Origin of the sequence: Enterocloster bolteae (assembly GCF_002234575.2) — a bacterium.
Lineage (GTDB): Bacteria > Bacillota > Clostridia > Lachnospirales > Lachnospiraceae > Enterocloster > Enterocloster bolteae.
The window spans coordinates 1137020-1149153 of the sequence record NZ_CP022464.2; the positions used below are offsets into that span (position 1 = coordinate 1137020).

11 protein-coding genes are annotated in these 12134 nt (G+C 53.2%); 10 read left to right on the plus strand and 1 reads right to left on the minus strand.

Going from position 1 to position 12134, the window contains the following annotated elements; translation table 11 throughout:
• Window positions 1-11: 11 nt before the first annotated feature.
• The 9 genes from CGC65_RS05325 to CGC65_RS05365 all read left to right on the plus strand — a co-directional run bounded on the left by CGC65_RS05325 (window position 12) and on the right by CGC65_RS05365 (window position 9155).
• Window positions 12-848 (plus strand): sugar phosphate isomerase/epimerase family protein, encoded by an 837-nt coding sequence (locus tag CGC65_RS05325; protein ID WP_002567961.1) that lies wholly within the window; start codon window positions 12-14, stop codon window positions 846-848.
• A 48-nt stretch (window positions 849-896) separates the two neighbouring features.
• The gene (locus CGC65_RS05330) at window positions 897-1556 is read left to right on the plus strand and encodes an aspartate/glutamate racemase family protein (protein ID WP_002567960.1); all 660 of its coding nucleotides are present in this window, start codon (window positions 897-899) and stop codon (window positions 1554-1556) included.
• Window positions 1557-1558: 2 nt separating this feature from the next.
• Complete coding sequence (locus tag CGC65_RS05335) at window positions 1559-2386, plus strand: transketolase (RefSeq protein WP_002567959.1); 828 nt, start codon at window positions 1559-1561, stop codon at window positions 2384-2386.
• Window positions 2386-3336 carry a transketolase family protein gene (locus CGC65_RS05340; RefSeq protein WP_002567958.1) on the plus strand — a complete coding sequence of 317 codons (951 nt, stop codon included), beginning with the start codon at window positions 2386-2388 and terminating at the stop codon, window positions 3334-3336. Before CGC65_RS05335 ends, CGC65_RS05340 begins: the two co-directional genes overlap by 1 nt.
• 77 nt (window positions 3337-3413) lie before the next feature.
• Window positions 3414-4325: a sugar phosphate isomerase/epimerase family protein gene (locus CGC65_RS05345; RefSeq protein ID WP_002567957.1), complete on the plus strand. Its 912-nt coding sequence runs from the start codon at window positions 3414-3416 to the stop codon at window positions 4323-4325.
• A gap of 93 nt (window positions 4326-4418) precedes the next feature.
• Entirely contained in the window at window positions 4419-5321 is a 903-nt protein-coding gene (locus tag CGC65_RS05350; RefSeq protein WP_002567956.1) for a sugar phosphate isomerase/epimerase family protein, read from the plus strand.
• A gap of 94 nt (window positions 5322-5415) precedes the next feature.
• Window positions 5416-6375, plus strand: coding sequence for a D-2-hydroxyacid dehydrogenase (locus tag CGC65_RS05355; protein WP_002567955.1), 960 nt, complete (start codon window positions 5416-5418; stop codon window positions 6373-6375).
• Between the two features lie 143 nt (window positions 6376-6518).
• The gene (locus CGC65_RS05360; protein ID WP_002567954.1) at window positions 6519-8420 is read left to right on the plus strand and encodes a sigma 54-interacting transcriptional regulator; all 1902 of its coding nucleotides are present in this window, start codon (window positions 6519-6521) and stop codon (window positions 8418-8420) included.
• Window positions 8421-8513: 93 nt separating this feature from the next.
• Window positions 8514-9155, plus strand: coding sequence for an RpiB/LacA/LacB family sugar-phosphate isomerase (locus CGC65_RS05365; protein ID WP_002567953.1), 642 nt, complete (start codon window positions 8514-8516; stop codon window positions 9153-9155).
• A gap of 140 nt (window positions 9156-9295) precedes the next feature.
• Here CGC65_RS05365 and CGC65_RS05370 read toward each other — a convergent pair whose 3' ends face one another.
• A complete protein-coding gene (locus tag CGC65_RS05370) occupies window positions 9296-10639 on the minus strand; it encodes a glycoside hydrolase family 3 protein (RefSeq protein WP_002567952.1) in 1344 nt (447 codons plus the stop codon).
• A gap of 250 nt (window positions 10640-10889) precedes the next feature.
• Here CGC65_RS05370 and CGC65_RS05375 point away from each other — a divergent pair, with 250 nt between their 5' ends.
• The gene (locus CGC65_RS05375; protein WP_002567951.1) at window positions 10890-12128 is read left to right on the plus strand and encodes a Zn-dependent hydrolase; all 1239 of its coding nucleotides are present in this window, start codon (window positions 10890-10892) and stop codon (window positions 12126-12128) included.
• Window positions 12129-12134: the final 6 nt, after the last annotated feature.

Below are 12134 nucleotides of genomic sequence, written 5' to 3' on the forward strand. Positions count from 1 at the left end.
GAGGTTTGGAGATGAAACTATGTTATCAGGTGGCCACACCAGATGTGGCAATCGCTGATTCAGTGACAGCATACCAGGGAAGCCTGGAGAAAAGCTTCGGGGACCTGGGAAGGCTGGGATACGACGGGGTGGAGCTGATGACCCTGAATCCGGAAAAACTGGACTGGAATGAAGTGAAAGAAACAGCTGAAAAGAACGGATTGTCTGTTATACTGGTATGTACAGGGGAAATCTTCGGGCAGCTGGGATTAAGCTATACAAACCCCAGGGAGGAGATCCGGAAGGAGGCTATCCGCAGGAGCAGGGAAATCATTGATTTTGCAGGCTTTCTGGGAGCCAATATCAACATCGGACGTGTGAGAGGCCAGTACTGCGGAGAACTTTCCAGAGAAGAAACCGAAAACCTGGCAGTGGAGGCCTTCCGGGAGCTGGCTGACTACGGGGCACCCAGGAACGTGAACATTGCCCTGGAGACAGTGACTATTATGCAGACGAATTTCATCAATACCCTGGCAGAGGGGGCTGCCATGGTGGACCGTGTGGACCGCCCCAATTTCCGGCTGATGATGGATATTTTCCATCTGAATCTGGAGGAGAAGAACATCTATGAGGCCATCCGCAGGTACAGCTCCTACAATATCCACGTACACCTGGCAGATAACAACAGACGGTATCCGGGCCACTGCGGTCTGGACTTTGAGAAGATTCTCACCACCTTTAAAGAATGCGGATATGACGGCAATTTCTGTACCGAAATCTTCCAGATTCCTTCCATGGAGGAGGCGGCAGCGGGCGCCATCCGGCATTTGCGGCCCATCGCGGACCGGGTTTACGGACGGACTGTCTGATGCAGAAAACAGGTGAATAACACACATGGAAGAAAACGGGAGGAAACAATGAAAAGCATTGCGTTGATTCATACGGTAAAGAGCGTGGCATCGGGCTTTGATGACAGCCTGAGAAACTATCTGGGATATGAAGTGAAGATACATAACCTGTGGGACGATTTTCTGGCCAATAATCCCAACGAGATTGGGGAGTTTACCATACAGAACCGAAACCGTCTGTTCTGCGATATGAAGGCCCAGGAGCTGACAGGAGCAGATATCATTGTCACCACCTGCTCCACCCTGACCCCGGCGGTGGAACTGATCCGGCCTTTTATCCAGGTTCCCGTCATTGCCATCGACGATGCCATGGCCAGAAGGAGCGTTCTCTACGGAAAGCGCATCATGGTCATGGCCACGGCAGAGAGCACGGTGGGGCCCACTGTCTCAAAGATTAAGGCTGAGGCGGATAAGGCGGGAAGGGAAGCAGACATATCCACCTGCGTGTGCATGGATGCATTCTTTGCCATGAAAGCCATGGACATGAAGAAGCACGACATGATTCTCAGGGAAAAGGCCGGGAAAATGAAGGGCTATGACTGCATTGTCCTTGCCCAGGCGTCCATGGCCCATCTGGAGGACGAGACAGCTTCCATTACAGGCTGCCCTGTCCTTACCAGTCCCAGGCTGTGTATGGAAGAAATCAAGAAAAAATTGGAGGAGATATAGAGATGACGAATGAGAGAAAAGAGGAGTTACAGAGACAATGCAGCAAATTCCGGAACGACCTGATTGACCTGCTTTACAGCATCCAGACCGGCCATCCCGGCGGATCCCTGTCATGCACGGAGATACTGACGTCCCTTTATTTTGAAATCATGAATGTGAATCCTGAAGATCCGGAGATGGAGGGAAGGGACCACCTGATTCTGTCAAAAGGCCACGCGGCCCCCATGCTGTACCTGGTGCTGGCGGAGAAAGGCTTTTTCCCCAAGGAGGAGTTAAAGACCCTGCGCCAGATGGACAGCATGCTTCAGGGCCATCCCTGCGTACATAAAACTCCGGGTGTGGAGCTGTCCACAGGTCCTTTGGGGCTGGGACTTTCCGCCGGCCTGGGCATGGCCATGGCAGACAGAATTAAGGGACTGGATTCCTATACCTATGTGGTCATGGGCGACGGTGAGATTGAGGAGGGCTGTATCTGGGAGGCTGCCATGTCCGCCTCCAAATTCGGGGCTGACCATCTCATCGGCATTCTGGACAACAACGGAGTACAGCTGGACGGCACCCTGGAGGAAATCATGCCCATGGGAGACATCGGGGCAAAATGGAAGGCTTTTGGGTGGAATGTGATACCATGCGACGGCCATGATGTGGAGGATTTCTGCCGGGCCGTGGAGGAGGCTAAGAAGACCAAAGGCTGTCCTTCCCTGATTCTTGCCGCCACCGTGAAGGGCAAGGGGGTTTCCTTTATGGAAGGAAAGAACACCTGGCACGGCAAGGCCATCAATGATAATGAATACGCACAAGCGAAAGCAGAATTAGGAGGTGCCAGATAATGGGAGAAAACATAGCAATCCGTGACGCCTACGGCGCAGCGCTTAAGGAATTAGGAGAACAGAATGAGAAGATCGTGGGCCTGGAGGCGGATGTGGCTTCCTCCACAAAGAGCGGAATTTTTGGAAAGGCATTTCCGGAACGTTACTTTAATGTGGGCATCAGCGAGCTGGATATGGTATCCATGTCAGCCGGATTTGCCAGGGAGGGACTGATTCCTTATGTAAATACATTCGCGGTGTTCCTGACCACCAGAGGGGCAGATCCTATACAGAGCCTGATTGCCTATGACAAGCTGAACGTGAAGCTCTGCGGAACCTACTGCGGGCTTTCGGACTCCTATGACGGAGCCAGCCACCAGGCCATTACCGACCTGGCATTTGTGAGAGCCATCCCCAATATGACGGTGATTACAGTGGCGGACGCAGTGGAGACAAAAAAAGCGGTATTTGCCATTGCAGAACATCAGGGCCCTGTCTATTTAAGGCTCAGCCGCGCGGCAGCTCCTGTGTTTTATCCTGAGGATATGAAATTTGAGATCGGCAGGGGCATTACGGTCAGGGAAGGCGGGGATGTGACCATTATCACCACGGGAACCGTGCTTCACAAGGCCCTGGCAGCGGCAGAGCTTCTGGAAGCAAAGGGAATCCGGGCAAGAGTGGTGGATATGCATACCATCAAACCTATTGATGAGGAACTGATTATAGAATGCGCCAGGGAGACGGGCGCCATCGTGACCGTGGAGGAACACTCTGTCTGCGGCGGACTGGGAAGCGCTGTGGCGGAAGTCCTGGCAGAGCATATGCCGGTACCCATGACCCGCATCGGGGCCACTGACTTTGCAGAATCCGGGGATTATGAACAGCTTTTGGTGAAATACGGCTATGGCCCGGAATCCATCGCAGAAAAATGTGAAAAAGTGATGAAGCGCAAGCAGGTACAGAAAAAGTAATACAGGAAAATCAGTGCAGAAAACCAGTACAAAAAAGTTAAAAACCAGTATAAAAAGTCAGGAGGGAAGGCGCGCCTATGGAACAATCCATGAGAAGGTTTATGAAGGTGGGAATCATTCTCCACGTATCCTACCCGCAGCTGGGAGGAGGCGAGGGACCTATCCTGGAATGCCTGGAGCGGATCTGCGGGGATGATTATTTTGAAGCCGTGGAGGTGGCCAGAATGAAGGACGGGCAGGTCCGGAAAAAGGCGGCGGAGATGATCCGCGCGGCCCATATGGTGTCTGCTTACGGCGGCCAGTCCAGGACCTTGTCTGCGGGACTCAACATCAATGACCTGGATGAAACCAGAAGGGCCATGGCAGTGGACACACTGAAGGAAGGAATTGATGAAGCCTATGAGATGGGCTGCGCAGGTTTTTCCTTCCTGTGCGGCCGGTATGACGAGGGACGAAAGGAACAGGCCTTTGAACAGCTTCTTAAATCTACCAGGCAGCTGTGCGGGTATGCAGGGGAGAAGGGAAATATGCCCATCTGCTGCGAGGTCTTTGACTATGATATTGACAAGAGGGCTCTCATCGGTCCGGCAGCCCTGGCTGCCCGCTATGCAGGGGAAATCCGGAGGGACTATGGGAATTTCGGCCTGCTGGTGGATTTGAGCCATATCCCCATGCTTCATGAGACCATCGAAGAAAGCATCTTGCCGGTGAAGGATTACATCATTCATGCCCATATGGGAAACACGGTAATTAAAAGCCCGGACTGTGAGGCATACGGGGACAACCATCCCAGATTCGGATTCCCGGACAGTGAAAATGATGTGGAGGAGCTGGCCCATTATCTGAGGACGCTTATGGAAATCGGATTTCTGGGTGAGAAGAAACGGCCTATTGTAAGCTTTGAGGTGAAGCCCTGGAAGGATGAATCCCCCGAAGTGATTATAGCAAATGCAAAACGTACGTTGAACCTGGCATGGGAGCTGGTGTGACAAGTACCTGCATTTGATATATATAAATACATATTGAGCAAATGCAATTGAATCAAACAAGATTTGCAAACAGAAATAAGGAGGTATTTAATTATGAAAGACCCAATTCAGAAATATTTTCAGGTAGGAACCATACAGTGGATGACCCATCCTCCGGTGAATTATCCCATACTGGATTCCGTTAAGACCATCTGCTGCGACGAATACTTTAATGCCCTGGAGATAACCCATATCGAGGACCAGGAGACAAAGGACAAGGTAAGGGATATGCTGGCCCAGAGCCACATGAAGGTGTGCTACGGCGCACAGCCCCGCCTGCTGGGACCAAAGCTTAACCCCAATGATCTGGACGAGGAAGGCAGGAAGAAGGCCGAGGCTGTCCTGATGGATTCCATTGATGAGGCCCGGTACATGGGTGCAAAGGGAATTGCCTTCCTGGCAGGAAAATGGGAACCGGAGACAAAGGACCAGGCATATGCCCAGCTGCTTAAGACCACCAGGGCTGTGTGCAGCTATGCTGCAACCAAGGGAATGATGGTGGAGCTGGAAGTGTTTGACTTTGACATGGATAAGGCAGCCCTCATCGGGCCGGCTCCTTATGCGGCCAGGTTTGCTGCGGATATGCGCACCACCCACAACAATTTCGGCCTGCTGGTGGACCTTTCCCATTTCCCCACCACCTATGAGACTTCCAGGTTCGTGATTCAGACGCTGCGTCCCTATATCACCCACCTGCACATCGGTAATGCGGTGGTGAAGGAAGGTTTTGAGGCGTACGGCGACCAGCACCCAAGGTTCGGGTTCCCTGACAGCGCCAACGACACAGAGCAGCTTGTGGATTTCTTCACTGTCCTGAAGGAAGAGGGCTTCTTTAATAAGGAAAATCCCTATGTATTGTCCCTGGAGGTAAAGCCGTGGGCAGACGAGGACGGAGATATCATACTGGCCAACACCAAGAGAGTCATCAACAGGGCCTGGGCGCTGGTAGAGGATTAAACAGCGTCTGCAGTATCATTGTGCCGGAGGTGTGCTTGACAGTGGCGCATGAGATAGGATAGAATTGAATAATTGGAAAAAGGAGGAATAAGTCATGAAAATCGTAGTGTTAGACGGATATACAGAAAATCCAGGTGATTTAAGCTGGGAGGGACTTGAAAGATTAGGGGAGTTAACCGTATATGACAGGACTCCTGCTGACAAGATTGCAGAGCGGATTGGGGACGCAGAGGCGGTTTATACCAATAAAACCCCGATCAGTGCGCAGACCATCGGACAGTGCCCGAATTTAAAGTTCATCGGAGTGCTGGCCACTGGCTACAATGTGATTGATACAGCGGCAGCCAAGGCGGCAGGCGTGATCGTGTCCAACATCCCAACCTATGGTACGGACGCAGTGGCCCAGTATGCAATTGCCCTTTTGCTGGAGCTGTGCCACCACATCGGGGAGCATTCTGACTGTGTAAAGGCAGGGGAGTGGACCCACAATGCTGACTGGTGCTTCTGGAAGCATCCCCTGGTGGAGCTGGCCGGAAAGACATTCGGCGTCATCGGCTTTGGAAGGATTGGACAGGGTACGGCCAAAATTGCGGAGGCTCTGGGCATGAAGGTATTGGCGTATGACGAGTATCCCAACAAGGCTTTGGAGACAGATAACTGCAAATATGCTTCCCTGGACCAGCTTCTGGCTCAGGCCGATGTCATCAGCCTGCACTGCCCGCTGTTCCCATCCACAGAGGGAATCATCAACAGGGATTCCATTGCAAAGATGAAGGATGGAGTAAAAATCATCAATACCTCCAGAGGTCCCCTGATTGTGGAAAAAGACTTAAGGGAAGCGCTGGACAGTGGAAAAGTCAGCGGGGCAGCAGTGGACGTGGTATCCACAGAGCCTATCCGCGAGGACAATCCTCTTCTGGGCGCCAAGAATATGATTATTACCCCCCATATTGCCTGGGCTCCCAGGGAATCCAGACAGAGACTTATGGACATTGCAGTGGATAATCTGAAACATTTTGTAGACGGAGCACCACAGAATGTGGTAAATAAATAGTAGGAAAATCAGACAGCCTGCAGCGCAGGCCCATGACAGACGCCGGGCGGCAGAAGAGGGCATGAGAATGCTTTGATTCCTCCCGGCGTATTTCCGTATTGGCGCAAATGGGGCAGACACAGAGGGAAAGAGGGCGTGAATTCATGGTAACAGTGCGGATGTTTATTCCATATATGAATATGAAAAGCAGGTTCGAGGCGGCGGTGAGCCGTCTGGAGCCTCAGGACGATGTGAGGGTGGAGCTGCTTCACGTATTCGGCACACCGGAATCCCTGTCGCGGTACGGGGACGCCGACATATTAGTGGCCAGGGGCATGACTTATGACCGCCTCAGGTATCTGTTTCCGGAAAAGCATGTGGTGGAGATACAGCTCTCCAGCTTTGATATACTGAAAGCCCTGATTTGCGCCAGACAGGAGTTCCATCCCAAGAAGATAGCCCTCTGTGTGCGGTATATGGATGAGAGCGCTGTGTCCGAGCTGGAAAAGCTGTGCCAGGCGGAGATTGCGTATTATACGGTCCATGACGAGGCCTCCACCCTGGAAGCCATCCACAGTGCCAGGGCCAATGGCGCCGATGTGTTTGTGGGAGCCGGTACCATGTGCGGACTGTGCGATAAAGAGGCATTGAACCGGGTCCACATCCACACAAAGGATATCGCCATAGAGCAGGCCCTGAAGCAGGCCATGGATGCGGCCAGGACCATCAATATGGAGCGGGCCAGGTCCAAGATGACCAGCACCATCCTCAACACCAGTTCCGATGCCCTGATTGCCGTCAGCGGCAGCGGGCTGATTCAGGCATTGAATAACCAGGCGTACCGTACCTTTCAGCTCTCCTCCCAGGCTGACTACACGGGCCGTCCCGTGGAGGAGGTCTGTCCTGCCCTTAAATGGAAGGATGTGGTGGAGACCGGACGGGAACGGGAGGAGGTTATCCAGTGGAAGGACAGGAAACTGTATACGGAATACAGGCCCGTGCTGGTGGACAAGATGGGAAAGGGCGCCATCATTGTTGCCCGCTACACCGAGCAGATTATAGAGGCAGAGACTAAAATCCGGCAGAGCCTTGCGAAGCAGGGTCTTACGGCAAAGTATTCCTTTGACGACATCATTGGAAGCAGCCCTGCCATCCGGGAGAATATTCTCATGGCAAAGCGTTACAGCCGGGTGGATTCCAATGTGCTGATTGTGGGAGAGACAGGAACCGGAAAAGAGCTTTTTGCCCACAGCATCCACCGGGAGAGCAGGCGCAGCGCAGAGCCCTTTGTGGCGTTAAACTGTGCGGCCCTGCCGGAAAACCTTCTGGAGAGCGAGCTTTTTGGATATGAGCCGGGAGCATTTTCCGGGGCGTCTAAAAACGGCAAGACGGGCCTGTTTGAACTGGCCCATAAGGGGACCATTTTCCTGGATGAAATCGGGGAGATTCCCATATCGCTCCAGGCAAAGCTTCTGAGGGTGCTTCAGGAGCGGGAAATCCGCCGCATCGGCAGCAACCGGGTACAGCCGGTGGATGTGCGCGTTATTTCTGCTACCAATATTAATATTGAAGAAAAAATCCAGGAAGGGCAGTTCCGCGCCGACCTGTATTACCGTCTTAATCTGTTGGACATCACTATACCGCCGCTCAGGGAAAGGGGAGACGATATCCGGGAAATGGTGGATTTCTACCTGACCCGCTTTGCCTGTGAGATGGGAAAGCCCATCCCCAGACTGTCAAAGGAGGCAGTGGATTTGATGACCCATTACGGCTGGCCCGGCAATGTCAGGGAGCTGCGCAATATCTGCGAGCGCCTGATTGTGCTGAGCGACACCACGGAAATCGGGCTCAGGGAAATCCAGATGCTGAAGATATTCAGGAAAAAGGAAGGCCCTCTGCCCGGCACTCAGACACCGGACAAGGAAACGGACCAGCCGGAAACCGGGATTGTGTATGCCAATTTGAAGCCCAGGAAGAAAAAACAGGATATAGCGAAGGAGCTGGGGGTCAGCAGGACGACCCTGTGGCGCATGGAGAAAATGGCGCGGGAACAGAAGAAGCAATGATGCCTGGTTATATATCTATTGACAGAAAATCTTTTGGGAGATATGCTTACAATATCAGGAAAAACCAAAAGAATAAAGTTGAGAGGTGGAGACATGAGGATAGCACTGATTAATGAGAACAGCCAGGGCGCCAAGAATGGCATGATCTACAATTCTTTAAAGAAAGTGGCTGACCAGTACGGCTTTGAGGTGGACAACTACGGCATGTACACAGCAGAGGATGAGGCGCAGCTTACCTATGTACAGGTGGGAATTCTGGCAGCAGCCCTGCTGAACGCAAAGGCGGCGGATTATGTGATTACAGGCTGCGGCACGGGCGAGGGAGCCATGCTGGCCTGCAACTCATTCCCGGGCGTGATTTGCGGCCATGTGGAGGATGCGCTGGATGCCTATACATTTGCCCAGATTAACGACGGGAACGCCATTGCCATTCCATTTGCCAAGGGATTTGGCTGGGGCGGCGATCTGAACCTGGAATATATATTTGAGAAGCTGTTCTGCGAGCCTTCCGGCCAGGGATATCCCAGGGAGAGGGCTGTTCCGGAGCAGAGAAACAAGCGGATTCTGGATGATGTGAGAAAGGCTTCCTTCAGGGAGGATCTGGTGGAAATCTTTAAGGGACTGGACCAGGAACTGGTGAAAGGCGCGTTTTCAGGAGAAAAGTTCGGGGAACTGTTCTTTGGAAAATGTAAAGATGAGAAGCTGGCCGCTTATATCAGGGAACTGATTGGATAAGGAACGTTTTGGAAGAGAACGATCTGTAGAAGAAGGCAGGACAAGCCGCTTTGCGAAGGCAGGGCGGCTTGTTCTATTATACTTGTTCTATTTATACCTGTCCCCTTGTATAGATGGGAGGAAATGTTCAGGTGTGACTCTCAGCGTTTGTGACGGGGAAGGGTCAGTTTTAGGCCCAGAATGCGGGTCAGAGACTGGTCGATGCGCTCCTCTGTCAATTCTCCTGTTTTTACTGCATCCAGTACCCCGTTATAAGCTTCCTTAAAGTCAGCGGGCATGAGCAACAGGTCAGCGCCTGCCTGCAGGGCCATAACAGCGGCCCGGTCCGGGGGATAATTGTCCTGTATGGCTCCCATGTTAAGGGCGTCGGTGATGATGATTCCATTATACCCCATAGTCTCCCGCAGGTAATCTGTGAGCACTTGGGAGGACAGGGAGGATGGGGTGTCGTCTCCTGTAACCTGAGGCAGAGAGATATGGCCTGCCATAATGAAGGGCGTGTTGTCCTGAATCAGGCCGGCAAAGGGAACCAACTCTGCCTGCTCCAGTTCGTCCCATGTCTTATAGGTATAAGCAAATCCCTTATGGCTGTCCCCCTCTGTGGCCCCGTGGCCCGGAAAGTGTTTGGGAGTCCCATAGACATGGTGTTCTTCCAGCCCCTTCATGTAGGCCTTTACCATCTGTGTTACCAGAACCGGATCCGAACCAAAGGAGCGGTCCAGCACAACGGTATTGTCCGGGTTGGTCAGTACGTCTGCATCCGGCGCAAAGTCCAAATTAATTCCAAATTCTTCCAAATATCCTCCGATAACAGAACCTGCCTCGTATGCCCTGGAAGTATCCCCGGTCTTTCCTATTTCAGCCATGGTATCCACCTTGGGCAGATCAAAGCCCTGGTGGTTTGCGATACGGGCCACTTTACCGCCTTCCTCGTCAATGGAGAGGAACAGTGGAGGCTGGTTCAGGCCGGACGCAAATTCCTGGGTTTTGGCTGTCATGGTTTTAAGCTGGCCTGGGTTTTGCAGGTTTTGGGGAAAATAGATAAGCCCGCCCACCGGGTATTCCTGCAATGCCTTGTATGTGGCATCCCCTGCCTGGGTTACGGTCTTAAAGCCGGTAAGGGCTTCCGGGGTAATGATAAAGAGCTGGGCCGCCTTCTGCTCCAGGGACATCTGTCTGATGACGGCCCGTATGTCTGCGTTATCTGTGTTGTCTGCATTGGTTTTATCCGATAGACTTAAAGGATCCGGCTGGTTCTCAGAATTTGGGGGATCACCTGTCCCGTCACCTGCCCTGTCTCCGGCAGCCCCAGTCTCCTGTGAGGCGTCTGTCCCGGCCGGACGCCGGGAATCCATGCTGCCGGCCCTGATTTTAAATAGGATGGCGGCAAGGATTACGGCACATACCAGTCCTGCCGCCGTTATATAGAGCCATTTGATGCCTGTTTGTTTTCTTTTCTTTCTGGAATGTCCTCTGGTTGTCAAGTTCGTCCTCCTTTAAATGTGTGTCAGCCTCAGCGTGTCAGCCTTCCGCGTCCTGATGCGCTGACAGCTCCTCCATACGGTTTATGACAGAGCGCCTGCCCGGGAATCCTGAAAAACTGTATTGACAAAGATAACAATATGAGTAATAGTGATATTATAGCATTGTATGGCGAAATCGTGGAATACTAGAAACTGAATTTTTAAACAGATTCCGGTACGGCCCATACTGCGCAGCAGAGGAGGTGTGAGTATGGATATTAACCAGGACAGGTTGTGGTCGGATATCCAGGAGTTGGGAAGGATTGGGCGCAGCCCGGACGGCGGCATTACCCGTCTGGCCTTTACGCCCCAGGACCGGCAGGCACAGGACTGGCTGGAAGCCAGGATGAGAGACGCCGGACTTGCCGTAAGGGAGGACGCGGCCGGCAATCTGATCGGGGAGCTCTGCGGCAGCCGGCCTGAAAAGCCATGTGTCATGTGCGGATCCCATTACGACACCGTGCCGGGCGGCGGGCAGTTTGACGGGACCCTTGGAATCCTCTCGGCCCTGGAGGCAGTGCGAAGGATCCGGGAGCAGGGAACCGTCACAGAGCGGACCATACGCCTGGCAGCCTTTAAGGACGAGGAGGGAAGCCGCTTTGGATATGGGATGGTGGGCAGTAAATCTATCTGCGGCATACTGGACCCTGAGGGACTTACGTCCGTGGATAAGGATGGAATCTCCCTGGAACAGGCCATGGCTGATTACGGGTGCAGGCCCGGCCAGCTGGCTTCCTGTAAGATGGAGGACGTGGGGACGTATCTGGAGCTTCACATCGAGCAGGGAAAGGTGCTGGAGGACCATGGGGCGTCCATCGGCGTTGTAAGCGGCATAGCCGGGCTGGTGCGGTATACGGTGGAGATACGGGGAGAAAGCGGACACGCAGGCGCCACGCCCATGAAGGCCAGAAAGGATCCGGTTCCAGCCATGTGCCGGTGGATTGACAGGGTAACGGAGCTGGCAGGGGCACGGGAGTCATGTGTGGCCACTGTGGGCTCCATTACAGCATACCCAGGAGCGCGGAATGTAATCTGTGAGCGTGTGGTGTTTTCACTGGATCTGCGTTCTATCCGCCAGGAGGACCTGAGGGAAATCGCGGAGGAGATGGAGCGGTACGGGGCAGAGCTGTCCTCACTCCACGGCGTGGAGGTGAGCCTAAGGCCTGACCAGGCGCTTCCACCATGCCGCTGTCATGAACCTCTCCGGGAAGCCATAAAGAATATCTGCCGGTCAGAGGGGTATTCTTTTATGGAACTGATGAGCGGGGCAGGCCATGACTGTATGAATTTTAAGGATGTGTGCCCCACTGCCATGATTTTCGTGCCGTCAGAGGGAGGAGTGTCCCACAGGAAGGAGGAGTTTACTTCCAGGGAGGACTGCGTCCGCGGGGCCGGGGTGCTGCTGGGGCTTCTGCTTGAGACGGCAGGCGTTTCAGATAAGATTGACTGACAAAGG

Bases quoted from the DNA above. Each gene is read 5' to 3' on its own strand.
- CGC65_RS05325 (WP_002567961.1), top strand. From the start codon at position 12: ATGAAACTATGTTATCAGGTGGCCACACCAGATGTGGCAATCGCTGAT.
- CGC65_RS05330 (WP_002567960.1), top strand. From the start codon at position 897: ATGAAAAGCATTGCGTTGATTCATACGGTAAAGAGCGTGGCATCGGGC.
- CGC65_RS05335 (WP_002567959.1), top strand. From the start codon at position 1,559: ATGACGAATGAGAGAAAAGAGGAGTTACAGAGACAATGCAGCAAATTC.
- CGC65_RS05340 (WP_002567958.1), top strand. From the start codon at position 2,386: ATGGGAGAAAACATAGCAATCCGTGACGCCTACGGCGCAGCGCTTAAG.
- CGC65_RS05345 (WP_002567957.1), top strand. From the start codon at position 3,414: ATGGAACAATCCATGAGAAGGTTTATGAAGGTGGGAATCATTCTCCAC.
- CGC65_RS05350 (WP_002567956.1), top strand. From the start codon at position 4,419: ATGAAAGACCCAATTCAGAAATATTTTCAGGTAGGAACCATACAGTGG.
- CGC65_RS05355 (WP_002567955.1), top strand. From the start codon at position 5,416: ATGAAAATCGTAGTGTTAGACGGATATACAGAAAATCCAGGTGATTTA.
- CGC65_RS05360 (WP_002567954.1), top strand. From the start codon at position 6,519: ATGGTAACAGTGCGGATGTTTATTCCATATATGAATATGAAAAGCAGG.
- CGC65_RS05365 (WP_002567953.1), top strand. From the start codon at position 8,514: ATGAGGATAGCACTGATTAATGAGAACAGCCAGGGCGCCAAGAATGGC.
- CGC65_RS05375 (WP_002567951.1), top strand. From the start codon at position 10,890: ATGGATATTAACCAGGACAGGTTGTGGTCGGATATCCAGGAGTTGGGA.